Source organism: Streptomyces sp. NPDC050548 (assembly GCF_044457385.1).
Classification (GTDB): domain Bacteria; phylum Actinomycetota; class Actinomycetes; order Streptomycetales; family Streptomycetaceae; genus Streptomyces.
Window position 1 is genome coordinate 382,834 of the sequence record NZ_JBITGV010000005.1, and the last position, 23,577, is coordinate 406,410.

At 71.8% G+C, this 23,577-nt stretch carries 20 protein-coding genes; 8 read left to right on the forward strand and 12 right to left on the reverse strand.

The features are described 5' to 3' along the window. Window positions 1-110 precede the first annotated feature (110 nt). Window positions 111-557, forward strand: a complete 447-nt coding sequence (locus ACIBJH_RS17365) for a hypothetical protein (RefSeq protein WP_399117819.1) — start codon at window positions 111-113, stop codon at window positions 555-557. Here ACIBJH_RS17365 and ACIBJH_RS17370 read toward each other — a convergent pair. From ACIBJH_RS17370 to ACIBJH_RS17390, 5 genes are all read right to left on the reverse strand, one after another. Beyond that, window positions 484-1,635 (reverse strand): XdhC family protein, encoded by a 1,152-nt coding sequence (locus ACIBJH_RS17370; RefSeq protein ID WP_399117696.1) that lies wholly within the window; start codon window positions 1,633-1,635, stop codon window positions 484-486. The genes ACIBJH_RS17365 and ACIBJH_RS17370 overlap by 74 nt on opposite strands. Window positions 1,636-1,681: 46 nt before the next feature. Beyond that, window positions 1,682-3,142 carry an NCS2 family permease gene (locus tag ACIBJH_RS17375; RefSeq protein WP_399117697.1) on the reverse strand — a complete coding sequence of 487 codons (1,461 nt, stop codon included), beginning with the start codon at window positions 3,140-3,142 and terminating at the stop codon, window positions 1,682-1,684. A 113-nt stretch (window positions 3,143-3,255) separates the two neighbouring features. Further along, on the reverse strand, window positions 3,256-5,652 hold the full coding sequence (locus tag ACIBJH_RS17380) for a xanthine dehydrogenase family protein molybdopterin-binding subunit (RefSeq protein ID WP_399117698.1): 2,397 nt from the start codon (window positions 5,650-5,652) through the stop codon (window positions 3,256-3,258). 1 nt (window position 5,653) lies between these two features. Beyond that, window positions 5,654-6,226 (reverse strand): (2Fe-2S)-binding protein, encoded by a 573-nt coding sequence (locus ACIBJH_RS17385; protein ID WP_399117699.1) that lies wholly within the window; start codon window positions 6,224-6,226, stop codon window positions 5,654-5,656. After that, window positions 6,226-7,116 carry an FAD binding domain-containing protein gene (locus tag ACIBJH_RS17390; protein ID WP_399117700.1) on the reverse strand — a complete coding sequence of 297 codons (891 nt, stop codon included), beginning with the start codon at window positions 7,114-7,116 and terminating at the stop codon, window positions 6,226-6,228. Before ACIBJH_RS17390 ends, ACIBJH_RS17385 begins: the two co-directional genes overlap by 1 nt. A gap of 311 nt (window positions 7,117-7,427) precedes the next feature. Here ACIBJH_RS17390 and ACIBJH_RS17395 point away from each other — a divergent pair, with 311 nt between their 5' ends. Further along, a complete protein-coding gene (locus tag ACIBJH_RS17395) occupies window positions 7,428-9,101 on the forward strand; it encodes a PucR family transcriptional regulator (RefSeq protein ID WP_399117701.1) in 1,674 nt (557 codons plus the stop codon). 143 nt (window positions 9,102-9,244) lie between these two features. Further along, complete coding sequence (locus ACIBJH_RS17400; protein WP_399117702.1) at window positions 9,245-10,012, forward strand: hypothetical protein; 768 nt, start codon at window positions 9,245-9,247, stop codon at window positions 10,010-10,012. Between the two features lies 1 nt (window position 10,013). On the opposite strand, the gene ACIBJH_RS17405 is transcribed toward ACIBJH_RS17400, so the two are convergent. Together ACIBJH_RS17405 and ACIBJH_RS17410 are read right to left on the reverse strand one after the other, a co-directional pair. Then, window positions 10,014-10,283 (reverse strand): hypothetical protein, encoded by a 270-nt coding sequence (locus ACIBJH_RS17405; RefSeq protein ID WP_399117703.1) that lies wholly within the window; start codon window positions 10,281-10,283, stop codon window positions 10,014-10,016. Between the two features lie 128 nt (window positions 10,284-10,411). Continuing rightward, a complete protein-coding gene (locus ACIBJH_RS17410) occupies window positions 10,412-11,224 on the reverse strand; it encodes a GntR family transcriptional regulator (protein WP_399117704.1) in 813 nt (270 codons plus the stop codon). Window positions 11,225-11,381: 157 nt separating this feature from the next. On the opposite strand from ACIBJH_RS17410, the gene ACIBJH_RS17415 reads away from it, so the two are divergent. Both ACIBJH_RS17415 and ACIBJH_RS17420 read left to right on the forward strand, forming a co-directional pair. Then, on the forward strand, window positions 11,382-12,230 hold the full coding sequence (locus tag ACIBJH_RS17415) for a (2Fe-2S)-binding protein (RefSeq protein WP_399117705.1): 849 nt from the start codon (window positions 11,382-11,384) through the stop codon (window positions 12,228-12,230). A gap of 302 nt (window positions 12,231-12,532) precedes the next feature. After that, window positions 12,533-13,564 (forward strand): DUF2637 domain-containing protein, encoded by a 1,032-nt coding sequence (locus ACIBJH_RS17420; protein ID WP_399117706.1) that lies wholly within the window; start codon window positions 12,533-12,535, stop codon window positions 13,562-13,564. 81 nt (window positions 13,565-13,645) lie between these two features. On the opposite strand, the gene ACIBJH_RS17425 is transcribed toward ACIBJH_RS17420, so the two are convergent. Beyond that, window positions 13,646-14,098: an ATP-binding protein gene (locus ACIBJH_RS17425; RefSeq protein WP_262056427.1), complete on the reverse strand. Its 453-nt coding sequence runs from the start codon at window positions 14,096-14,098 to the stop codon at window positions 13,646-13,648. A gap of 446 nt (window positions 14,099-14,544) precedes the next feature. After that, a complete protein-coding gene (locus ACIBJH_RS17430) occupies window positions 14,545-15,015 on the reverse strand; it encodes a hypothetical protein (RefSeq protein ID WP_399117707.1) in 471 nt (156 codons plus the stop codon). Window positions 15,016-15,198: 183 nt separating this feature from the next. On the opposite strand from ACIBJH_RS17430, the gene ACIBJH_RS17435 reads away from it, so the two are divergent. Then, window positions 15,199-16,278 carry a helix-turn-helix domain-containing protein gene (locus tag ACIBJH_RS17435; RefSeq protein WP_399117708.1) on the forward strand — a complete coding sequence of 360 codons (1,080 nt, stop codon included), beginning with the start codon at window positions 15,199-15,201 and terminating at the stop codon, window positions 16,276-16,278. Here the strand turns inward: ACIBJH_RS17435 and ACIBJH_RS17440 are convergent. Next, the gene (locus ACIBJH_RS17440) at window positions 16,275-18,017 is read right to left on the reverse strand and encodes a pyruvate dehydrogenase (protein WP_399117709.1); all 1,743 of its coding nucleotides are present in this window, start codon (window positions 18,015-18,017) and stop codon (window positions 16,275-16,277) included. The genes ACIBJH_RS17435 and ACIBJH_RS17440 overlap by 4 nt on opposite strands. Before the next feature lie 73 nt (window positions 18,018-18,090). After that, window positions 18,091-20,253 carry a protein phosphatase 2C domain-containing protein gene (locus ACIBJH_RS17445; RefSeq protein ID WP_399117710.1) on the reverse strand — a complete coding sequence of 721 codons (2,163 nt, stop codon included), beginning with the start codon at window positions 20,251-20,253 and terminating at the stop codon, window positions 18,091-18,093. A 471-nt stretch (window positions 20,254-20,724) separates the two neighbouring features. Here ACIBJH_RS17445 and ACIBJH_RS17450 point away from each other — a divergent pair, with 471 nt between their 5' ends. Together ACIBJH_RS17450 and ACIBJH_RS17455 are read left to right on the forward strand one after the other, a co-directional pair. Then, entirely contained in the window at window positions 20,725-21,705 is a 981-nt protein-coding gene (locus tag ACIBJH_RS17450) for a helix-turn-helix transcriptional regulator (RefSeq protein ID WP_399117711.1), read from the forward strand. Window positions 21,706-21,741: 36 nt separating this feature from the next. Beyond that, the gene (locus ACIBJH_RS17455) at window positions 21,742-22,224 is read left to right on the forward strand and encodes a DUF456 domain-containing protein (protein ID WP_399117712.1); all 483 of its coding nucleotides are present in this window, start codon (window positions 21,742-21,744) and stop codon (window positions 22,222-22,224) included. 13 nt (window positions 22,225-22,237) lie between these two features. Here the strand turns inward: ACIBJH_RS17455 and ACIBJH_RS17460 are convergent, their stop codons facing one another. Beyond that, a complete protein-coding gene (locus ACIBJH_RS17460) occupies window positions 22,238-23,458 on the reverse strand; it encodes an SGNH/GDSL hydrolase family protein (RefSeq protein ID WP_399117713.1) in 1,221 nt (406 codons plus the stop codon). Window positions 23,459-23,577: the final 119 nt, after the last annotated feature.

Sequence of the window (23,577 nt, forward strand, 5' to 3'; positions counted from 1 at the left end):
GGGACCGCCCCGGGCCCGCAACCCATTTCCCGCTCCCCCGGCGGCGGTGTCCGCCGACAGGTGCGCACGCTTTGGTGTGATGGTGCTGAACGGCCCTTGCGGGCGCGGGAATCGGGAAAGGTGACCGGCCGAAGGCGCTGCACCGCGGGGATGCGGAGTCCATTGGCGGCTGTGTGCGGGGAGACCGGCTCGGCAGCGGCGGGATGGGGGTCGGGTATCTGGGGCGGTCGGCCTCGGGGCGGCAGGTCGCGGTCACCGCCGTGCGCGCGAGCGACGGCAAGCAGCTGTGGCAGCGGGCGACGGAGATCGAGAACCTTCCGGCGCCTGTGCTCTCGCCGAAGTCCCACACCCTCTGCTTCGCCAACCGGTTCGACACCGTCCCGTACGCCCTGCTCGTCAAGGACGCCCTGGTGGCGGTGGCGGGCGACACGGCGTTCTCCGTACGCACGGACCGGCCCGTTCTGCCGTGCTGGCAGCGGGAGTTCAGGCCACCGAGCCGATCCGCCGGGCGGGCAGCGAGGTCGCGTCGTGGTGGATCGGGGTGTGCGCGCCGGTGAGTGAAATCCCGCTGCCGCCGCGCCGGTTGGCGACGATCTCGGAGGCGATCGACAGGGCCGTCTCCTCCGGGGTCCGGGCGCCGAGGTCGAGGCCGATCGGGGACCTCAGTCGCGCCAACTCCAGTTCCGTGACGCCGACTTCGCGCAGCCGCTCGTTGCGGTCGAGGTGGGTGCGGCGGGAGCCCATCGCGCCGACGTACGCCACCGGGAGGCGCAGGGCGAGTTGGAGCAGCGGTACGTCGAACTTGGCGTCGTGGGTGAGGACGCACAGGACGGTACGGGCGTCGACGTCCGTGCGCCCCAGGTACTTGTGGGGCCACTCGACGACGATCTCGTCCGCCTCCGGGAAGCGGGCCCTGGTCGCGAAGACGGGGCGGGCGTCGCACACCGTCACGCGGTAGCCGAGGAACTTGCCGATGCGGACCAGCGCGGAGGCGAAGTCGATCGCGCCGAACACGATCATCCGGGGCGGCGGCACCGAGGACTCGACCAGGACGGTGAGCGGGGCCCCGCAGCGGGAACCCTGCTCGCCGATCTCGACGGTGCCGGTGCGGCCGGCGTCCAGCTGGGCGATGGCCTCGGCGGCGACCGTACGGTCCAGTTCGGGGTGGGCGCCGAAGCCGCCGTCGTAGGAGCCGTCGGGGTGGACGACAAGTGCGCGGCCCCGCAGGTGAGTCGGGCCCTGGACGATCCGGGCCAGTGCCGCCGCCCCACCGCTCGTCGCGGTCGAGAGGGCGGCGGTGATCACCGGGCGGGCGGGGTCGCCGGCCCGTACCGGTGTCACGAGGATGTCGATGACTCCGCCGCAGGTGAGGCCCACGGCGAAGGCGTCCTCGTCGCTGTAGCCGAAGCGCTCCAGGACTGTTTCGCCGTCGGTGAGCGCCTGTTGGCACAGGTCGTAGACCGCGCCTTCCACGCAGCCCCCGGAGACCGAGCCGATCGCCGTACCGTCTGCGTCCACCGCGAGGGCGGCGCCCGGCTGGCGGGGTGCGCTGCCGCCGACGGCCACCACGGTGGCGACGGCGAAGTCGCGGCCCTGCTCGACCCACCGGTGCAGCTCTTCGGCGATGTCCAGCATCTCGGTCTCCTAACGGGGTTGCGGGGAAGGGGAGTTGCGGCGTCGGCTAGTGGACGCCGAGCCAGCCCTCGATCGGGTGGAGGGCGAAGTACACCAGGAAGATGACCGTCAGGCCCCACATGAAGGCGCCGATCTCGCGTGCCTTGCCCTGGGCGGTCTTGATGGCGACGTACGAGATGACTCCGGCGGAGACGCCCGCCGTGATGCTGTATGTGAACGGCATCACAACCACCGTCAGGAACACGGGAATCGCGGTGGCCCGGTCGGCCCAGTCCACGTGCCGGGCGTTCATCAGCATCATCGAGCCGATGACGACCAGGGCGGCGGACGCGACCTCCTGGGGGACGATCGCGGTGAGCGGGGTGAAGAACAGGCAGGCGGCGAAGAAGAGTCCGGTGACGACCGAGGCGAGGCCCGTTCGCGCGCCTTCCCCGACTCCCGTCGCCGATTCGATGAAGACCGTCTGGCCGGAGCCGCCCGCGACACCGCCGATCGCGCCGCCGGCGCCGTCGATGAACAGCGCCTTGGACAGGCCGGGCATCCGGCCCTTGTCGTCGGCGAGTTTCGCTTCCGTGCCGACGCCGATGATGGTGGCCATCGCGTCGAAGAAGCCGGCCAGCACGAGCGTGAACACGATCATGCCGACCGTCATGGCGCCGACCTTGCCCCAACCGCCGAACTCCACATGGCCGAAGAGCGAGAAGTCGGGCGTCGAGACCGCGCTGCCGTGGAGTTCGGGGGCGGCGCCGCTCGCCCACTGCTTGGGGTCGATGACTCCGGCGGCGTTCAGGATCGCGGCGACGACCGTGCCGGTGATGATGCCGATGAGGATGGCGCCGGGCAGGTTGCGGGCCTGGAGCATGAAGATGAGGAGCAGGGTGCCGGCGAACAACAGGACGGGCCAGCCCGCGAGTTCACCCGCCGGGCCGAGGGTGACGGGCGTCGCCTTGCCCTGGTGCACGAAGCCCGACTTGTAGAAGCCGATGAGGGCGATGAACAGGCCGATGCCCATCGTGATGCCGTGTTTCAGGGCGAGCGGGATCGCGTTCATGATCAGCTCACGCAGTCCGGTGACGACGAGCAGCATGATGACCACGCCGTAGACCACGCACATGCCCATCGCCTGCGGCCAGGTCATCTGCGGGGCGACCTGCGAGGAGAGCACTCCGGAGACGGAGAGCCCGGCGGCGAGGGCCAGCGGCACCTTGCCGACGAAGCCCATCAGGAGCGTGGTGAGGGCCGCCGCGAACGCGGTCGCGGTGATCAGGCCCTTCTGGCCGAGCGTGTCCCCCGCGACGTCCTTGCCGGACAGGATCAGGGGGTTGAGCAGCAGGATGTACGCCATCGCCATGAAGGTGGTGACTCCGCCGCGCACCTCGCGCGCGACGGTCGATCCCCGCCGGGATATGTGGAAGTAACGGTCGAGCCAGGACCGGCCGGCCGGGACGCGGGTTCCTTCACCCGCGTCTTCGGCGGCGGTCCTGGGTTCCAGGGACTGCTGGGTCATGGGGCCATCTCCCAAGGTTCACAGGGGCACCCGCCATCCGCCGTCGGCGGTGCGCGGGATTTGGGATGGACGACCCGGGGGACGGCCCGAGACGAACAAGGGGACCCGGAGGGTCACATACCGGTGAGGTGCTCCGGGCGTACCGGTGTCCTGTTCAGTTCCAGCCCGGTCGCGTTCCGAATCGCCGCGAGTACGGCGGGAGTCGACGACAGGGTGGGTGCCTCGCCGATGCCGCGCAGCCCGTACGGGGCGTGCTCGTCGGCGAGTTCGAGCACATCGACCGGAATGGTCGGCGTGTCGAGGATGGTGGGGATGAGATAGTCCGTGAAGGAGGGGTTGCGCACCTTCGCGGTCTTCGGGTCGACGATGATCTCCTCCATGACCGCGATGCCGAGACCCTGGGTCGTACCGCCCTGGATCTGGCCGATCACGGACAGCGGGTTGAGCGCCTTGCCGACGTCCTGCGCGCAGGCCAGCTCGATGACCTTCACCAGGCCGAGTTCGGTGTCGACCTCGACGACGGCGCGGTGCGCGGCGAAGGTGTACTGGACGTGGCCGAAGCCCTGTCCGGTGCGGAGGTCGAAGGCCTCGGTGGGGCGGTGGCGCCACTCGGCCTCGATCTCCACGGCCTCGCCTTCGAGGACGTCGACGAGATCGGCGAGGACCTCGCCCGCGTCGGTGACCACCTTGCCGCCCTCCAGCAGGAGTTCGGCGGTGGCCCAGGCCGGGTGGTAGGTGCCGAGCTTGCGGCGGCCCATCTCCAGGACCTTCTCGCGGACCAGCTCGCAGGAGTTCTTGACGGCGCCGCCGGTGACGTACGTCTGCCGGGACGCGGAGGTCGAACCGGCCGAACCCACCTGTGTGTCCGCCGGGTTGATGGTCACCTGGGTGACGCCCAGCTCGGTGCGGGCGATCTGCGCGTGGACGGTGACCCCGCCCTGGCCGACCTCCGCCATCGCGGTGTGCACGACGGCGACGGGCTCACCGCCGACAACTTCCAGGCGGACCTTGGCCGTCGAGTAGTCGTCGAAGCCCTCGGAGAAGCCGACGTTCTTGATGCCGACCGCGTAGCCGACGCCTCGTACGACGCCTTCGCCGTGCGTGGTGTTGGACAGACCGCCGGGCAACTGCCGTACGTCGGCGGCCTCTCCGGCGGCGAGCCACTGCTGCTCCGGGGGCATGGGCATCGCCTTGACGCGGCGCAGGAGTTCGGCGACCGGGGCCGGCGAGTCGACGACCTGACCGGTCGGCATGACCGTGCCCTGTTCCATCGCGTTGAGCTGACGGAACGCGACGCGGTCCATGCCCACCTTGTCGGCGAGCTTGTCCATCTGGGCCTCGTAGGCGAAGCACGCCTGGACCGCGCCGAAGCCGCGCATCGCGCCGCAGGGCGGGTTGTTGGTGTAGAGCGCGATGGCCTCGATGTCGACGTTGTCGATGACGTACGGTCCGGCGCCGAGCGAAGAGGCGTTTCCTACGACCGCCGGGGAGGCCGACGCGTAGGCGCCGCCGTCCAGGACGATGCGGGCCTTGAGGTGGGTGAGCTTGCCGTCCTTCGTGGCGCCGTGCTCGTAGTGGAGCTTGGCGGGGTGGCGGTGGACGTGGCCGAAGAAGGACTCGAAGCGGTTGTAGACGATCTTCACGGGTTTGCCGGTGCGCAGTGCCAGCAGGCAGGCGTGGATCTGCATCGACAGGTCCTCGCGTCCGCCGAACGCGCCGCCGACGCCGGAGAGCGTCATCCGGACCTTGTCCTCGGGCAGGCCGAGGACGGGGGCGATCTGACGCAGGTCGGAGTGCAGCCACTGGGTGGCGATGTAGAGGTCGACGCCGCCGTCCTCGGCGGGTACGGCGAGCCCTGACTCCGGGCCCAGGAACGCCTGGTCCTGCATGCCGAAGGTGTACTCGCCCTCGACGATGAAGTCGGCGCGCTCGCGGGCGGATTCGACGTCTCCGCGGACGATCGGCTGCCGGTGCACGATGTTGGGGTGCGGGACGTGGCCGATGTGGTGGTCGTCGCGGTTCTCGTGGACGAGGATCGCGTCCGGGGCGGTCGCGGACAACTCGTCGGTGATGACCGGGAGTTCGTGGTACTCGACCTTGATCTTCGCGGCCGCACGGCGTGCGGTCTCGGGGTGGTCGGCGGCGACGATCGCGACCGGCTCGCCGTGGTGGCGGACCTTGCCGTGCGCGAGGACCGGGGTGTCCTGGATCTCCAGGCCGTAGTTCTTCACGTCGGTCGGGAGGTCGTCGTAGGTCATGACGGCGTAGACGCCGGGGGTCTTGAGCGCCTCGACCGTGTCGATGGAGACGATCTCGGCGTGGGCGACCGGGGAGCGCAGGATCTGGCCCCAGAGCATGTCCTCGTGCCACATGTCGGAGGAGTACGCGAACTCGCCGGTGACCTTGAGGGTGCCGTCCGGGCGGAGCGTGGACTCGCCGATGCCGCCCTTGGTATTCGAACCCTGGGTGACCTTGGCGGGAGTGCCGATGGGGGTGCCTTTTACGGGCATGTCAGACCGCCTCTCCCTGCCGGGCGGCCGCCAGGCGGACCGCGTCCATGATCTTCTCGTAGCCGGTGCAGCGGCACAGGTTGCCCGAGAGCGCCTCGCGGATGTCCGCGTCGGTCGGGTTCGGGTTGTGCTCCAGCATCTCGTCGGCGGCGACGAGGAGACCGGGGGTGCAGAAGCCGCACTGGACGGCACCGGCGTCGATGAACGCCTGCTGGATGGGGGCGAGTTGGGTGCCCTCGCCGGTCTGCGAGTCGAGCGGTTTCGCTTTCCAGTCCTTGGCCTCGTCAAGTGACGTACCGCAGGCGGCTGTTCCGCAGGAGCGCTGCGCGGCGTAGTCCGCGAGCCCCTCGACGGTGACGACCTCGCGGCCCTCGACCTGCCCGGCGGCGACCAGACACGAACACACCGGAACGCCGTCCAGCCGGACCGTGCAGGAACCGCACTCGCCCTGCTCGCACGCGTTCTTCGAACCAGGCAGCCCCATCCGCTCGCGCAGCACGTACAGCAGGGACTCGCCCTCCCACACGTCGTCCGCTTCCTGCGGGCGGCCGTTGACCGTGAAATTGACGCGCATCAGGCGACTCCCTCCGAGCGGGCGGCGGTGCCGCGGTAGGACTCCCAGGTCCAGGTCAGGGTGCGGCGGGCCATGATGCCGACCGCGTGGCGGCGGTAGCTCGCGGTGCCCCGGACGTCGTCGATCGGGTTGCAGGCGGCGGAGCACAGGTCCGCGAACTGCTTGGCGACCGACGGGGTGATGATCCGGCCGTTGTCCCAGAAGCCGCCCTCGTCGAGCGCCGCGTTCAGGAATTCCTCGGCCGCCTTCGCCCGGACGGGTGTCGGCGCGGCCGATCCGATGCCGGTGCGGACCGTGCGGGTGGCGGGGTGCAGCGCCAGACCGAAGGCGCAGACGGCGATCACCATGGCGTTCCGGGTACCGACCTTCGAGTACTGCTGCGGGCCGTCCGCCTTCTTGATGTGGACGGCGCGGATCAGCTCGTCGGGCGCGAGGGCGTTGCGCTTCACGCCGGTGTAGAACTCGTCGATCGGGATGAGGCGGGTGCCGCGCACCGACTCGGCCTCGACCTCGGCGCCGGCCGCGAGGAGCGCGGGGTGGGCGTCGCCGGCCGGGGAGGCGGTGCCGAGGTTGCCGCCGACGCCGCCGCGGTTGCGGATCTGCGGGGAGGCGACCGTGTGCGAGGCGAGGGAGAGGCCCGGCAGCTCGGTGCGCAGGTGCTCCATGATCCGGGTGTACGGGACCGAGGCCCCGAGCCGCACGCTGTCCGCGCCGACCTCCCACTCGTAGAGATCACCGATGCGGTTGAGATCGAGCAGGTACTCGGGCCGGCGGTGGTCGAAGTTGATCTCGACCATCACATCGGTGCCGCCCGCGATCGGTACTGCGGTGGGGTGCTCGGCCTTCGCGGCGAGCGCCTCCTCCCAGCTTGCGGGGCGAAGGAAGTCCATGACCGGCTCTCTTCTTCGTCTCGTGGGTCGTACGGATCAAGCCAGTTCGTGTGCGGCGGGCCCGGCTCGTTCATGCGCTGTTAATGCAGCGTGGGGTCAGTACACAGGGCCGTGCTCCTGTGGGTCAGTCACGGAAACCATGAAGGAGTTGGCTGGCCAGCGCGGGCATCTTGTAGATTCGTATGAACGGAGGTCATCAGTAACCCCTCCGATTCCCTGTGGAAACGTGGGAAACAGCCCCGCACGGCTCCTCAACCACAGCACCTCATGGTTCATCGTAGTTTTCTAGACAAAGAACGGCGGCGACGGCGATGCGGCTGCGCGCACTTCTGGACACCGATGCGCTGGGGCTGCGGCTGCTCGGCGGGGCGGACGAGCTGGACCGCACGGTACGCGGGGTGATGACCACCGACCTGCGGGACCCCAGCCGCTATCTCTCCGGCGGCGAGCTGGTCCTGACCGGTCTTGCCTGGCGCCGGAATCCCGCCGACTCCGAGCCGTTCGTACGGCTCCTGGTGTCCGCGGGGGTGGCCGCGCTGGCCGCCGGCGAGGCCGAGCTCGGCGACATCCCGGACGACCTCGTGACCGCCTGCGCCAAGCACCGGCTGCCGCTGTTCGCGGTCAACGAGTCGGTGGCGTTCGCGACGATCACCGAGCATGTCGTACGGCAGGTGTCGGGTGAGCGGGCCGGTGATCTGGCGGCCGTGGTGGACCGGCACCGCCGGATGATGACCTCGGGCCCGGCGGGCGGCGGCCCGGACGTGGTCCTGGACCTGCTCGGCTCCGACCTCGATCTGCGGGCCTGGGTGCTGTCGCCGACCGGGCGGCTGATCGCGGGCTCGAAGGTGGCGGGGGCCGCGCTGCCCGTGGACGTGTGCGCCAAGCTGGCCGCCGAGCATCTGGCCGCCGCCCGCACGGGCCGTCGGGGGCCGCACCGGCTGGCGCTGGGGTCGGCGACGTACTCCCTGTTCCCGATCCGCAGCAGCGGACGGTCCCCGCAGGGCTCGCGGGACGTGCGCGAGACGGTGCTGTCGGACTGGCTGCTGGCCGTCGAGGCGGACGCCGGGGACTGGCCGGACGAACGGCTGGACCTGTTGCAGGGCGTCACCCAGCTGATCGCGGTCGAGCGGGACCGGCGGGACGCGGCGCGCACGGTCCGCAGACGGCTCGCGCAGGAGGTCCTGGAGCTGGTCCAGACGGGTGCCGCGCCGGCCGAGATCGCCGCGCGGCTGCGGGTCGCCGCGCCCGTTCTGCTGCCCGGGCTGGGTGCCGCCCCGCACTGGCAGGTGGTCGTCGCCCGGGTCGAGTGGGACGGCGCCGACATCGAGGCCGGGCCGGTCGCCCAGTCGCTCCTTGAGGAGATCCTGGTCGATCCGCTGACCACGGGTCCTGAGCCCTCCGACCGGATCGCCGTGGCCCACTCGGGCGACGAGGCGATCGCGCTCGTACCGCTGCCCGCGGTGTCGGCGGAGCACGACGGCTCCGAGTCCGGGCTCCACGCGGACGTGCTCCTGGAGGCCGTACGGGATCCGCTGTCGGCCGGCCTCGACGACGACGGGCGGGTGACGCTCGGGGTGAGCGCGGCCGTGCACTCGGCGGAGGGGCTGCGCGGGGCGCTGGAGGAGGCGCGGCACGCGCGGCGGGTGGCGGCGGCGCGGCCGGGGCGGGTGTGCGCGGCGGGGCACCAGGAGCTGGCCTCGCACGTGCTGCTCCTGCCCTTCGTGCCGGACGACGTGCGGCGGGCGTTCACCGCGCGGCTCCTCGACCCGCTGCGCGACTACGACCGCAGGCACCGCGCGGAGCTGATTCCGACGCTGGAGGCGTTCCTGGAGTGCGACGGTTCCTGGACGCGCTGTGCGACCCGGCTGCACCTGCATGTCAACACGCTGCGCTACCGGGTCGGCAGGATCGAGCAGTTGACGAGTCGGGACCTCTCGCGCCTTGAGGACAAGCTGGATTTCTTCCTGGCACTGCGGATGAGCTGACCCGGCGGCCCCGATCCGATCCCACGACTTTGTGAATTCTTTCACCCACCCCCTTGGCCGGGCCGCCTGATCCGTGCTGAGATGCGGCCACCACTCAACAGCTCAATGGTGTGCTCGGGGAGGGCAACGTGGCGCATTCCGCCATGTCTGGGAACGGAACGACCGCTGGTGACGATCCCCTCCAGACCGCGGTGTGGCGGCTGCGCTCGCGGGCCTGCTGGGTCGACGCGGCGGCGCTGCTGCGGCCCGACACCGCTGCGACGGCTCTCCAGCGGACCGCCCTGTTCGTGGAGCGGTGCCTCTACACCGAGCAGGGCTGGGAAGAGGCCGACGACGCGCTGCGGACGGCCGAGGCACTGGCCCACAGCGACGACGAGCGGGGCGCGGCGGCCTGCGAACGCGGATACCTCGCCTACGCGGCCACGCTGCACGGCGTCCGGGACCGGGCCGACGAGGCGCGGGCCGCGCTCGGGCGGGCGGCGGCGCTGATCCCGCCGGGCGGCGGCGGGCGGGCGCTGCTGGACTTCCGGCGGGGGCTGCTCGCGGAGAACCTGGCGCGTTCGCCGCAGGCCGCGCGGGCCGCGTACCGGCGCGCCCACGCGGGGGCCGCCGATCACGCCGACCCGCTGCTGCTGTCGTTCACCTGGCGGCACCTGGCCGGACTCGCCCTGCGGGACGGGGAGTTGGCGGAGGCCCGGCACGGCTTCGCCGAATCGCTGCGCATCCGGGAGGAGTTGGGCTACCTCGTCGGTACGGCACCGGCCCTCGCGTCGCTCGCGGACGCGGAGGCCGAGCCGGAGGCGTCCCGGCTGCGCGAGGAGGCGCGGCGGCTGTTCCGGCTGCTCGGCGGTGTACCGACGTGGCTGGCACGGCAGTTGGCGGTACCCGCGCCCGGGGCGGCCACGGCGTAGGTCAGGAGCCGTCGGTCCGGTTCTGGACGACGTTCACGACGTGGTGGACGAAGTGCAGGACGGACGCCCGGAGTTCGGGGTCGCGCGCGACCAGCACCACGACGGCGACGAGCAGCAGGAAGCTCAACAGGCCGCCGCGGGAAGGAGAGTGGCCGCGCCGGGCTCCCGCCTGCGCGGCCCGCATCCCGTCCTCCGCGGCCCGGCGTGCGGACTGTTCGGCACCTCGCTGCGCGGCCTGCTGTGCGGCCTGCTGGCCGGGATTCGGAAACATCGGCGCTCTCCCCCACGGAACGGACATCCCTTTCCGTGGGGCACGTCACCGTCGGCCGGGCGGGTTCCCGCCGGGGCCCTCGGTCGCCGGACCCGGACCCGCTCGTGACCGGAGTCACATATTCGGTGTCACTCGGCGCCCGCGAAGTGCTCCCGCACCAGTGACTGCGCCACGTCCCACTGCCCCGCGCCCAACGCCTCGACCAGCGCGAGGTGTTCGGCCGCGTCGGCCACCAGGTCGGCGCGTCCGCGCGGAACCGGACCGCCGGCCAGCGGCCACTGGGTGCGGCGGTGCAGGTCCTCGGCGAGGTGGACGAGCTGTTCGTTGCCGGAGAGGGCGAGGACCGCGCGGTGGAAGGCCCGGTCGGACTCGGCGTAGGTCGCCCGGCACCCGGAGGACGCGGCGCGTACGGTCCCCTCGGCCAGCGGGCGGAGGTCGGCCCAGCGGGCGGTGGGCACCGTACGGGCGAGCCGCAGCATCACGGGGACCTCGATCAGGGCGCGGATCTCCGCCAGTTCGGCGAGTTCCCTGGCGCCCCGCTCGACGACGCGGAAACCCCGGTTCGGCACGACCTCGACGGCACCCTCGGTGGCGAGCTGCTGCATCGCTTCGCGCACGGGCGTGGCGGAGACGCCGAACCGGTCGCCGAGGGCGGGCGCGGAGTAGACCTCGCCGGGGGTCAGTTCCCCGCCGACGAGCGCGGTGCGCAGGGCGTCGAGTATCTGCCCGCGCACGGAGGGCCGCTGGAGGGTCTGCCGGGGGCGCGGGAACGGTGTCTCGCTGTGGGTGTGCTCGCCGCGCACGGCGTCGGTGCCGTCCGCCCGACCCCGGTCCCGGTCCACGTCGGCGGCGCGAGGCTGCGACTGCGGCGGCACCCGGGCCCCTCGGGTACGCGGGTCCGGTATGCCGGTCCCGGCGGAGCCCTGCGCGCCCTGCTTCACGGGTCCTCCTCCGGACGTGTCGGTACTTGGGGTCATTACGGCTGCTTGTTACTCGTCCGTCAAGCACCTTAGGCGCAGATCGGACTAGTTCAAATTACAGAAGGGGTGGGTAAGGTAAGCCTTACCTTTAAACCAACGGTGAATCGGTGGTCCCGGCATGCCCCTGCCCTCTTCGGCCGTAGCGGACTCGTACGCCCGCCTCACCGAGGTCGTCCCCGGGCTCGCGATCACCGAACTCCCCCTGGAACAACCGCTCCCCAGCGGTGGCGGCTGGGCCCCGGCGGCCGGGCTCGCCGCCGGCGGAGCCGACCTGGAGGCATTCCTGGCCTGGGACGACGCCCAGGTCCTGCGCGACCACGGCCGGCCGGGCCGCCCGGACGCCATAGCCACCTTCGGCCTGCACCGCTACGCCTGGCCGGCCTGCCTCCTGTTCACCGTGCCCTGGTTCCTGCACCGCCGGGTCCCCCGCCTCCCCGTGAACCACGTCACATACGACCGCACCGCCGAGGGCCTCGACATGGGCCACCTGGTCGTGCGCACCGACTCGTTCGCCTGCCTGCCCGGCGACCCGGCGGCGGCGCTGCCCGGTGCGCGAGTGGTCGCCGACGACGAGGCGCTGCGCGCGGAGGTGCGGGCCGCGGTCGCCGAGCACATGGAGCCCCTGCTGGCCGGCTTCGGCCCGCGGATGCGGCGGCGGGGCCGCGCGCTGTGGGGCATGGCGACCGACGAGGTCGTGGAGGGGATCTGGTACGTCGCCGATCTCTTCGGCGAACAGCCGCGCGCGGTACGGGAGTTGGAGCGCCTGCTGCCCGGCGCCACCAAGCCGTACGTCGGTTCGGCCGCGTTCCGCGAGGTCACCGGTCCGAACGGCGAGGCGCTGCCGACCCGGGACCGGGCGAGCTGCTGCATGTACTACACGCTGGACGCGCTGGACGCCTGCCCGACCTGCCCGCGCACCTGCGAGGCGGAGCGGGTCACCAAACTGCTGGCCGCCGCCGCGAGTTGAGGGACCCTCAGTGCGAGGCCCGTTTCCGGGCCCGCTAGGATCACCGCGAACGAGACGCCCGCCCGGTTACAGGTGCTTCACAACTTCCTCACTTGTCGCAGGAACTTTCCGTGGAACCACCCGTACGGGTAGTCTTATTCGAACTCAACTCCCGCCCCTCAAGCGGCAGTTCGAGCAGAAAGCCGCCCTGGGCATCCCCTTGCACCTCCTTGGCGGCCTCTTGCCCCGAAAACGCCTGAGGGCCGTTGGGATTGGGCCACTATGGCGGGCGTTACGCCCTATCCCAATGCAAGGGACCCCAGATGAGACTGACCGACATATCGCTTAACTGGCTGCTTCCCGGCGCCGTACTGCTCCTGGGCATGCTGGCGGCGGTTGCGGTGCTCGCGCGGAGCAAGCGGTCCGGCGGGGAGCACGCGAAAGACGACTCGTGGGAGCGCACGGAGGAGCGCCGCAGGCGCAAGGAGGCCATATACGGCATCGCCTCCTACGTCCTTCTGTTCTGCTGTGCGGCGGTCGCCGCGGCACTCTCCTTCCACGGACTGGTCGGCTTCGGCCAGGAGAACCTCGGCCTCACCGACGGCTGGGAGTACCTGGTCCCGTTCGGCCTCGACGGCGCGGCCATGTTCTGCTCCGTCCTCGCGGTCCGCGAGGCCAGCCACGGTGACGCGGCCCTCGGCTCCCGCATACTCGTATGGACGTTCGCGGCCGCTGCCGCCTGGTTCAACTGGGTGCACGCGCCCAGGGGTGTCGACCACGCGGGCGCTCCGCAGTTCTTCTCCGGCATGTCCCTGTCGGCCGCGGTCCTGTTCGACCGCGCGCTGAAGCAGACCCGCCGTGCCGCGCTGCGCGAGCAGGGTCTCGTGCCGCGTCCGCTGCCGCAGATCCGTATCGTCCGCTGGCTGCGGGCCCCCCGTGAGACCTACAGCGCCTGGTCGCTGATGCTCCTGGAGAACGTCCGCAGCCTGGACGAGGCGGTCGACGAGGTGCGCGAGGACAAGGCGAAGAAGGAAGAGACCCGACTGCGCCGCCGCGACCAGCAGCGGATCGAGCGGGCCCAGCTCAAGGCCATAAGCCGGGGCCAGCGCGGCCTCATCGGCCGCCGGACGCCGGAACCGCAGGCCCTGGAGCGCGGCTCCGCTCAGCCTTCCGCGGAGCCTGCTCTATCGACCGGAGAACCGCTGCCAGTTCGCACGCGTCCCTCACTCCAGCCAGTCCGCGGGGCATCTGACCCGATAACCGTCGACCTCACCGCGGAGGACGACACCATGGCACTGCCGCGGCTCGACTCCCTTGAGCGCAAACTCAAGGACCTGGAGCAGCAGTTCGGCTGAGATCCGGGACCACGAGGTCCGGGACCGGGCGACAACGGGACGGGGACGGAGTCCAACTGGACGCCGTCCCCGTCCCGTTGCTCATGCCGCGTCCGAATCGAGTTCGAACCAGACGGACTTGCCCACCCCGTGGGACGACACTCCCCAGGCGTCCGCGAGGGACTGCACCAGGACCAGGCCCCGCCCGTGCGTACCGTCGTCGGCGATCGGTGCGCGCAGTCTGGGCCTCCGTGCCACGAAGTCCCGTACCTCCACGCGCAGTCCACGCGGTCCGACCGTCGCCGTCAGCACGGCGTCGTGGTCGGTGTGGATCAGCGCGTTGGTGACGAGTTCACTCGTGAGCAGTTCCGCTATCTCCGATCGTCCCGGCCTCCCCCAGTGCCGTAACAGTTCACGCAACGCCCTGCGTGCTTCGGGCACCGCCCGCAGGTCCGCGCGTCCGAGTCTGCGCCTCAGTTGAGGCGACTGCGCCGGTTCCATGGCGCTGTCGGCCGTTTCCTCCACCGTTTTCGCCGAGGAGGCCCCGACCGCCATGGGACCGCCCCCTCGTGCTTGCCTCTTCATGACCCCCGCCTGCGCCGGTTTTCCGGTTCCCCTCCTGCTCGAACATGTTCACGGGGATCCATGCCCTCGTCCGGAACGGGCCAGTCATGTCTAATCGTCAACGACCAGGTGTTCGGCCATGGTTGGGCCGAATCCGGCGGGGCGGAGGAATCGGGGCCGTTGACGTCCGTGCGATCGAACGGCCACCGTAGGGAGCATGCGGCGCGGGCGGGCCGGCCGGGACGTCCACCCCCGCGATGTCATGGCGTCGGACGCCGGGACCAGACACCTCGTGCCGTCCTGACCACCGGCGATCGCACCGACTGCCGATTCCGGGCTGTCGATCCGGCCGTAGTCCGCGAAGGCGTGGGGCGGTTGGTCCCCCGATGGCTCACGCTTCATGAATCTGGCCGGAATCAACCGTTCGGCAAGGGTGCCTACTTGCTGCCGATGCCCTTCGTGCCGATGTGGAAGATCTTGTGGGTCGTACGGGTCATGTCGACGATCAGCCTGGTGGTGTCACCGCCGCCCCAGGTCAGGGTGATGACGGCCTCGGTGTAGTCGGCGGTGCCGTTGTCGGTGACCTTCCACTTGAGGGGCGTGTTCTGCGCCTGGAGGACGCCGTCCGCGTGGTTCCTGTCCTCCCAGGCCGTCAGCTTCTTGAGGTAGGCGGGCGTGAGGTAGTACGCGCGCAGCTGCCGGGCGAGCTTGCCGCCGCCGTTGTCGAGGTCGCTCTCGGCGTCGATGTAGGCGCCGTAGAAGTCGGCGATGCGCGTGATGTTGTCGGACGGTGAGCCGCTGACGGTGCGCGGGCCGCCGGCCGAGGCCTGGGCCGCCACGCCCAGCCCGAGGGCGAGGGCGAGGCCGGCGGCGAGGGCGGTGCGGCGCGTGGCCTTCTTGCTGTTCACGTGGGTTCCCCGTTTCGGTTCGGTGCCGTGCGGTGTGGTCGCTCAGAGCTTCGGCGCGCGGCCCGGACGACCGCAATGACCGACACCGAACCCGCGACGGTGGAACCGTCCCACCCCCGCTGACCTCCTCATATGTGGAGTGCCTGGGATGCCGTCCCGGGACGCGGCGCGCACGGGGGAACGGTGTCGGGCGAGGGCGACGACAAGGATGTCGAGGAGTTCGCGGCGCTGCTGCGCCGGCTGAAGGACCGCACGGACCGCAGCTACAGTCAGTTGGCCCGCCGCCTGAACATGAACGCCTCGACCCTGCACCGCTACTGCGTCGGCGAGGCGGTCCCCCTCGACTTCGCCCCCGTGGAGCGGTTCGCCGGCCTGTGCGGGGCGACACCGGAGGAACGGCTGCGGCTGCACCGGTACTGGATCCTGGCGGTGGCGGCCCGGCAGCGGCCCCGGCCCGCCGAAAAGCCGGTCCCCGAACCGGAGCCGGAGGAAGTCCCCGCGCCGGCGCCCGGACCCTGGTACCGACGGCGGCTCACGCTCACCGTCGCCGTGGTGTGCGTGATGCTCGCGGTGTGGGGCAGCGTGTCGGCGATCTCCACCCACGACACCACCAAGCCCAAGGCCGCACCGTCCACACCTCCCGCAGCTCCCGCACCTCTCGCCTGGACCGCCGACTCCCAGGCGTGGGCCATCCATTGCAGCCACGACTACGTCGTCGAGACCTCACCCGCGCGGGTTCCGCCGCCCCCGGCCCCGGAGGACGCCGGGACCTGGGCGGCGCAGCAGCGCGCGGTGCACGGGCGGGAGACCGACGTCGAGATCTCGGTGCAGGGGCGGACGACCACGGCGGTCGTCCTGGAGTCGCTGCGCGTGCGGGTCGTGGGCCGGGCCGCCCCCGTCCAAGGCACCGCCTACGCCATGGACCAGGGCTGCGGCGGCGAGGTCAGCCCCCGCTACTTCGGGGTGGACCTGGATGCCGACCGCCCTCTGGCCCGCCCGGTCGCCGGGAGCGACCTGGGCACGCCGGTCCCCGCGGTGCACCTGCCCTACAAGGTCTCCGCGCAGGACCCGGAGGTACTGCTCGTCAAGGCCAGGACCCAGACCTGCGACTGCCGTTGGTACCTGGAACTCGGCTGGTCCTCCCAGGGCCGCACCGGCACCCTCCGCATCGACGACCACGGCAGGCCGTTCCGCACGACGAGCATCAAGGGCCTGCCGCACTACTGGTACTCGGCCAAGGGCTGGGCGCCGTACGACGGTTAGAGTCCGCGCGCGTTACGGATGTTGGAGCGGGCCATCTGGAGCATCCGCCCAACTCCCCCGTCCAGCACGATCTTTGACGCCGACAGCGCGAAGCCCGTCACCATCTCGGCGCTGATCTTCGGCGGGATGGACAGCGCGTTGGGGTCGGTGACGACGTCGACGAGCGCCGGACCCTTGTGCTTCAAGGCCGACTTCAGCGCGCCCGCCAGGTCCTTGGGCTTCTCGACCCGCACACCGTAGGCACCGCAGGCACGGGCCACGGCGGCGAAGTCGGGGTTCTTGTTGGTGGTGCCGTAGGACGGGAGACCGGCGACCAGCATCTCCAGCTCGACCATTCCCAGAGAGGAGTTGTTGAACAGGACGACCTTCACCGGCAGGTCGTACTGGACGAGGGTGAGGAAGTCGCCCATCAGCATGGAGAATCCTCCGTCGCCGGACATCGAGATGACCTGCCGCTCGGTGTCGGTGAACTGGGCGCCGATCGCCATGGGCAGCGCGTTCGCCATCGACCCGTGGGAGAACGAACCGATCACGCGACGGCGGCCGTTGGGCGTGATGTAGCGGGCGGCCCACACATTGCACATGCCCGTGTCGACGGTGAACACGGCGTCCTCGTCAGCCAGTTCGTCGAGTACGGAGGCCACGTACTCGGGATGGATCGGAACCTGCTTCTCGACCTTCCGCGTGTACGCCTTGACGACCCCCTCCAGCGCGTCGGCGTGCTTCTTGAGCATCCGGTCGAGGAACTTCCGGTCCCCCTTCGGCTTCACCCGGGGGATGAGACAGCGCAGCGTCTCCTTCGCGTCGCCCCACACCGCGAGGTCCAACTTCGAGCGCCGGCCCAGGTGTTCGGGCCGTACGTCGATCTGGGCGATCTTCACGTCGTCGGGCAGGAACGCGTTGTACGGGAAGTCGGTGCCGATGAGGATCAGCAGGTCGCACTCGTGGGTGGCCTCGTAGGCGGCGCCGTAGCCGAGCAGTCCGCTCATGCCGACGTCGTACGGGTTGTCGTACTGGATCCATTCCTTGCCCCGAAGGGCGTGGCCGATCGGGGACTTGATCTTCCCGGCGAACTCCATCACCTCGGCGTGCGCGCCCGCCGTACCGCTGCCGCAGAAGAGGGTGACCTTGTCCGCCTCGTCGATCATCTCGACGAGCTTCTCGATCTCGGCGTCGCCCGGGCGGACGGAGGGGCGGGAGGTGACGAGGGCGGTCTCGGCAGCCTTCTCCGGGGCGGGCTCGGCGGCGATGTCGCCCGGGAGGGAGACGACGCTGACGCCGGACTGGCCGACCGCGTGCTGGATGGCGGTCTGCAGGAGGCGGGGCATCTGCTTGGGGCTGGAGATCAGTTCGCTGTAGTGACTGCACTCCTGGAAGAGCCGCTCCGGGTGGGTCTCCTGGAAGTAGCCGAGGCCGATCTCGCTGGACGGGATCTGCGAGGCGAGGGCGAGGACCGGGGCCATGGAACGGTGGGCGTCGTAGAGGCCGTTGATGAGGTGGAGGTTGCCGGGGCCGCAGGAGCCGGCGCAGGCCGCGAGCTTCCCGGTTATCTGCGCTTCCGCGCCGGCCGCGAAGGCGGCGGTCTCCTCGTGCCGTACGTGGATCCAGTCGATGGCGGAGTTGCGGCGGATCGCGTCGACGACCGGGTTGAGGCTGTCGCCGACGACGCCGTAGAGGCGCTTGACTCCGGCGCGGACGAGGATGTCGACGAACTGTTCGGCAACGTTCTGCTTGGCCATGGTTCTCGCGTGCCCTTCGGTTTCCGGTGTACTGCGGATCCCTCTGGGTTCCATGAATTCACAGCCCGAGGCCTCACGCCTCCCAAACGGCGGCGGCCGTGCGGTCGTCTGCATAACCCTTGACCCGCACTTGGGTGTCGGCGAGGAACGCGGCCAGACCGGGCGGGACGGCGGCCGACCACCGGCCCGCCAGATGGGCGGACAGCTCGGGCTCGCCGCGCAGCGGGTCTGCGAGGCCGCCCGTGCACATGAGGAGCGTGTCACCGGGGCGGGCGACCGAGGCACGGAAGCGGAAGGGTTCGCGGGGCGGTTCGGGGGCCGGTTCGTACGGACTCGGCGGGGTCGGGATGCCGAGGTCCATGGTGAGCCGGTCTCCCTCGGGAGTCTCGGCGGGCTGCGAACCGAAGCCGACGACGGCCTCGCCGGCCGCCTCGCCCGCGGTGGGCTCGATGTCCTGCCACTCCCCGTCGCGCAGCCGGAACAGACCGCCGGGGCCGACACCGAAGAAGACGCGGGTACGGCACTCCGGGTCCGCGGGGAGGAGGAGACAGCGCAGGGTGGCCGCGTACTCGTCCGGGTCGATGCCCTGTTCGGCGGCGCTGGCACGGAGTTTGCCGAGGCTGCGGTCGGTGAGCCGGTGCAGGCCGGACTTGAGATCACCGCGCCGGGCGGCCCGGATGTCCTCCGCCAGCCGGGCGTGACTGCGTCCGACGGCCCGCCCGATCCAGTGACAGGCCTCGGCGGCGGCCCGGTGCGCTCCCGGTGTGGCCCGCGCCCCGGTCGCCATCGCGACCAGCACCAGAGCCTGGTCCCCGACCCCGAACCGCGCGGTCAGCAACGAGTCCCTGCGCGGCTCACCCCGGAACCGTGCGGAGTCCCCCCGCACGGAAGCGGCCCGCAGCGTACTGCTCCCGTACCGCGCCCCGTCCAGCACGGTGTCCGCGACCAGATCGTCCAGGTCGTCCGGATCGGCGGGCGGCAGGGCGGTGGGCTCGGCGTCGTAGGTGGGGGGACCGGAGCCGACGTAGTCGAGGGTGAGCGATGCGGGCGGGGGTGTGGTGGGCGGCGGGGTCGGCTGTGAGAGGGCGGGGAGGTTCGGGGGCGGGCCGGTGAGGGCGGCCGGGGGCGGCGGATAGGCGGGCGGGGCGAGCGGGGCGTCTCCGCGGAGGCGCTGCGGGGCGGGCGGGGCGGGGCTGATCGGTGGCGGTGGCGGCGGGAACGGCGATGCGCCGAGGGGCGGGGCCGTGCCGACGCCCCGCGCGGCCGGAGAGGGCGAGCTGTCGTCGCCCGTGGCCGCGGTCGTGGTCGTGGTCGTGGTCGTGGTCGGACGGTGGCCCGACGCGTCGGCGTCCGCCGCACCGCCCGGACGGGAACCGCCGGCACCGGCACGCGGCACGGGAACCCCCGAGCCGGCCACTGGACGCGGGCCCTCGCCTACGGGCCCGGGCGCTGCCGGACGCGAGCCTTCACCCACAGGCCCAGGCGGCGCCGGACGCGGACCCTCACCCACGGGCCCGGGTACCGCCGGACGCGAGCCTTCGCCCACAGGCCCAGGCACCGCCGAACGCGGACCCTCACCCACGGGCCCAGGCACCGCCGGACCCGGGCCTTCGCCCACAGGCCCGGGTGCTGCCGGACGCGGACCCTCACCCACGGGCCCAGGCACCGCCGGACCCGGGCCTTCGCCCACAGGCCCAGGCACCGCCGAACGCGGACCCTCACCCACGGGCCCAGGCACCGCCGGACCCGGACCCTCACCCACGGGCCCAGGCACCGCCGGACCCGGACCCTCACCCACGGGCCCAGGCACCGCCGGACGCGGACCCTCACCCACAGCTCCGGACGCTGGGCGCGCGCCCTCGCCCGTGATCCCCGGTACCGGACGTACGCCCGCACCCGCAGTCCACGAACCCGGACTCGCGCCCTCGTCCACGGTCCCGGGCACTGAACGCGCACTCCCGCCCGCAGTCCCCGGCGCGGGACGCGGATCCTCCCCCGCAGCCCGCGACACCGGACTCACGCTCTCATCCGCGGTCCCTGGCGCGGGACGCACGCCCTCGTCCGCACGACCCGGCACCGCACGCGCGCCCTCGTCCACGGTTCCGGCCGCCGAGGCGAACCGGTCCTCCAGGGAGTCGGCCGCGGCCGTGGGCCCCGTGTCGTCGGTGGAGTCGTCGTACAGCTGGCCCCACCAGTCGTCCTCGTGACCGGGCGGCTTTCCCCCCTGCTGGCTCATGCCCCTAATTGTCCACCGCGCGGGCCGGATGAAAACGGGGCGTCAGGAAAATCCGGTGCGCGCCCCTTCTCGAACGGCGTGTCGGATGACATTCCGAACACCCGTCCGCCACAGGGCTGTTCAGGACAGCACAGAGCCGCCGGGCGGTTCCACCCCCCACGGGAGAACCGCCCGGCGACGACCGAGTGACCGAATCCCGTCGCGGATCCGGCCCGTCCGGCCCCGAGTGTGGCTTGCCTTCCTGAAGGCCCGCTGTGATGCGCGCCCGACTCCCCTATGAGTTGCTCCGGGCGCGAATCCGCAGGCCGAACAAGCCCAATCCAGGCATTGCGGACGGGTGTTGATGCCTCGGTTGCGCAACCTTGGCAGAGTGGCGGGTGGTACGGCGATGATGTGCGGAGGCGGGTTCGCGCCGTGGCCGGTTTCCGCCACGGCCCGCGCGGTTGGGTCTTCGGGGAGGGGCGGAACCTGATGCTGGGAGCGATAGGCCTGGACGAGGCGCACGAGTCGGCGTACCGGGCGCTGGTGTCCGTCGGCGCCGCCGACGTGCCCGATCTCGCCCGCCGGCTGACCATCGGGGAGTACGACACCGAGCGCGCCCTGCGCCGCCTGGAACTGCACGGACTCGCCGCCCAGTCCTCGGCCCGCCCGGGCCGCTGGGTCGCCGCCCCGCCCGGGGTCGCCCTGGGCGCACTGCTCACCCAGCAGCGCCACGAACTGGAGAAGGCCGAACTGGCCGCCGCGCTGCTCGCCGAGGAGTACCGGGCGGCCGCCGCCGAGACCGCCGTACACGATCTGGTGGAGGTGGTGACCGGGGCCGCGGCCGTCACCCGGCGGTTTCTGCAGCTCCAGCTCGGCGCGAGCGACGAGGTGTGCGCGCTGGTCACCGGGAACCCGGTCGCCGTCACCGGCATGGAGAACGACGCGGAGGAGCAGGCCGCCGGACGCGGGGTCCGCTACCGGGTCGTCCTCGAACGCGCGGTGCTCGACCTGCCGGACGGGCCCACCGAACTGGCCGCCGCGCTCGGCCGCGGCGAGCAGGTGCGGGTGGTGGACAAGGTGCCGACCAAGCTGGTGATCGCCGACCGGACCCTCGCGCTGGTGCCGCTCAGCTCGGCCACCACCGAACCCGCCGCGCTCGTCGTGCACGCGAGCGGCCTGCTGGAACTGCTCTGCGGGCTCTTCGAGTCGGTCTGGCGGGACGCGCTCCCGCTGCGCCTGGGCGCGTCCGGCGCCGCCGAGCAGGAGCCGGACGGCCCCGACGGCACCGACCTGGAGGTGCTGTCCCTGCTGCTGGCCGGGCTGACCGACGCGAGCGTGGCGAAACAGCTCGATCTGGGCCTCAGGACAGTCCAGCGCCGGGTGAAGCGGCTGATGGAGCTGACCGGGGTGACGACCCGGCTGCAACTGGGCTGGCACGCCTACGAACGGGGCTGGGTGACCCGTTACTGACCTGCGTTTTCCCCCGGGATCCCGCAGGCTGGGCAGATGGGAGTGGCTGAACTCCTGCTGGTCGGCGTCGTCATCCTGCTCGGCCTGTGCGGAGTCCTGGTGCCCGGCGTGCCGGGGTCGTGGCTGGTGTGGGCCGCGGTCCTGTGGTGGGCGCTGAAGGATCCGCAGCCGGTCTCCTGGGGTGTCCTCGTGGGCGCCACGGCCGCCCTGCTCCTCTCCCAGGTGGTGCGCTGGGCGCTGCCGCCCCGCCGGTTGCGCGCGAGCGGAGCCACCCCCCGGATGGGGGTGTACGCGGGGACCGGCGCGTTGCTGGGCTTCCTGCTGCTTCCCGTGGTCGGCGCGGTCCCCGGCTTCATGGCCGGGATCTACCTCCACGAACGTCTACGGCTCGGCCGGCACGCCGAGGCCATGGCCTCCCTGCGTACGGCGATGCGCTCGGGCGGCTCCAGCGTGCTGACCGAGCTGTTCACCTGCCTGCTGATCGCGGGGGCGTGGCTGGGCGCCACGATCTGGGGCTGACGCGTCCGTGTGCCTACGTCAGCGTGGTGAGGTCGACCGTGTCGGCGAGGGCGCGCATGCCGGCGTCGTTGAAGTGGAGATGGTCGCCGGGGTCGTAGGCGGGGCGGATCCGCTGCGGCTGCTCCGGGTCGCGGACGGTGGCGTCGAAGTCGACGACCGCGTCGAAGAGCCCGCCGGCCCCGGCCCGGATGAAGGCGTTGACCGCCTGCCGTACGCCCTCCCGCGCCGCCGTGTACGCGCTGTTGCCGCCGTACGGCGTGAGGGTCGCGCCGATGACGCGGATGCCGTGGGCGTGGGCGCGGGTGACGAGGGTGCGGTAGGCGGTCTCGAAGGCGTCGGGGTCGGTGGCGTTCGGGGTGCCCTTGATGTCGTTGATGCCCTCCATGACGATCAGCACCCGCACGCCCGACCGCGACAGGGCGTCCGCGTCGAGCCGGGTCAGGGCGCTCGGCCCGGTGTCGTCGCGCAGCAGACGGTTGCCGGAGATCCCGGCGTTGAGGACGCCGAGGCGGCGGTACGGGGGCAGGGCGGCGAGGCGCTCGGCGAGTCGGTCGGGCCAGCGGTGGTTGGCGTCGCGGGTGGAGCCGTTGCCGTCGGTGAGGGAGTCGCCGAAGGCGACGACGCTGCCGGCCGCCGGGGCGTCGAGGACGTCGACGCCGGTGACGTAGTACCAGGAGGTGGTGGTCGTCGTGTACGCGGCTCCGTCGCTGTCGGCGGCCCAATTTCCGCTCGGGGTGCGGTAGTTGGTCTGCCCGGCGGCGCGGTGGTAGGTCGCGGGGCCGGAGTCGTCGGGCGTGTGGACCGTGACAAGCAGGTCCGCCGCGGCGGGTACGGCGAGCGGGACGGCGTCGGTGACGAGGTCCTCGCCCGCCGGGATCGTGACCGTGCCGGCGCCTTTGAAGGTGGCGGTGCGCATCGAGCCGGGCACGGCGTCCGGACCGGTCCCACGGAGGGCGACGGTCACCGTGTCGAGGCGGAGGGGGGCGGTACCGAGCCGGTTGGTGAGCCGGACGCGGACGGCGTCGCCGCCGACGCTGAGGTGCACGACATTGCGGAAGGAGGCGCCGGGACGACCCGTGGTGGTCCCGGAGGGTGCGGCCTCCCAGCTCCCGGTCCAGGTGTCGGACGGCTCCGGGGCAGGGGCCCCGGCCGCCGCCGTGCCCTGCCCGACGCCCACTCCCGCCCCCAACACCACTGCCAGCAGTGCCACGCCGATCCGTCCGGCTCCGATCATGAGCGCTCCGCCTCTCCCCGCCGATCACGAGGAGGCGACCGTGGCACGCGGAGCGGGGCGGACGGCGGAGCATCACCGGTGGCCGCCGCCGTATCCGCCTGTCCGGAGTAGGGCGGAAG

Coding starts and splice junctions, on each gene's coding strand:
- ACIBJH_RS17440 (WP_399117709.1), bottom strand. CDS start 18,017: ATGGCCAAGCAGAACGTTGCCGAACAGTTCGTCGACATCCTCGTCCGC.
- ACIBJH_RS17395 (WP_399117701.1), top strand. CDS start 7,428: ATGCGGCTGCGCGCACTTCTGGACACCGATGCGCTGGGGCTGCGGCTG.
- ACIBJH_RS17375 (WP_399117697.1), bottom strand. CDS start 3,142: ATGACCCAGCAGTCCCTGGAACCCAGGACCGCCGCCGAAGACGCGGGT.
- ACIBJH_RS17415 (WP_399117705.1), top strand. CDS start 11,382: ATGCCCCTGCCCTCTTCGGCCGTAGCGGACTCGTACGCCCGCCTCACC.
- ACIBJH_RS17450 (WP_399117711.1), top strand. CDS start 20,725: ATGCTGGGAGCGATAGGCCTGGACGAGGCGCACGAGTCGGCGTACCGG.
- ACIBJH_RS17370 (WP_399117696.1), bottom strand. CDS start 1,635: ATGCTGGACATCGCCGAAGAGCTGCACCGGTGGGTCGAGCAGGGCCGC.
- ACIBJH_RS17405 (WP_399117703.1), bottom strand. CDS start 10,283: ATGTTTCCGAATCCCGGCCAGCAGGCCGCACAGCAGGCCGCGCAGCGA.
- ACIBJH_RS17400 (WP_399117702.1), top strand. CDS start 9,245: ATGTCTGGGAACGGAACGACCGCTGGTGACGATCCCCTCCAGACCGCG.
- ACIBJH_RS17445 (WP_399117710.1), bottom strand. CDS start 20,253: ATGAGCCAGCAGGGGGGAAAGCCGCCCGGTCACGAGGACGACTGGTGG.
- ACIBJH_RS17455 (WP_399117712.1), top strand. CDS start 21,742: ATGGGAGTGGCTGAACTCCTGCTGGTCGGCGTCGTCATCCTGCTCGGC.
- ACIBJH_RS17460 (WP_399117713.1), bottom strand. CDS start 23,458: ATGATCGGAGCCGGACGGATCGGCGTGGCACTGCTGGCAGTGGTGTTG.
- ACIBJH_RS17425 (WP_262056427.1), bottom strand. CDS start 14,098: ATGGCGGTCGGGGCCTCCTCGGCGAAAACGGTGGAGGAAACGGCCGAC.
- ACIBJH_RS17380 (WP_399117698.1), bottom strand. CDS start 5,652: ATGCCCGTAAAAGGCACCCCCATCGGCACTCCCGCCAAGGTCACCCAG.
- ACIBJH_RS17385 (WP_399117699.1), bottom strand. CDS start 6,226: ATGCGCGTCAATTTCACGGTCAACGGCCGCCCGCAGGAAGCGGACGAC.
- ACIBJH_RS17420 (WP_399117706.1), top strand. CDS start 12,533: ATGAGACTGACCGACATATCGCTTAACTGGCTGCTTCCCGGCGCCGTA.
- ACIBJH_RS17390 (WP_399117700.1), bottom strand. CDS start 7,116: ATGGACTTCCTTCGCCCCGCAAGCTGGGAGGAGGCGCTCGCCGCGAAG.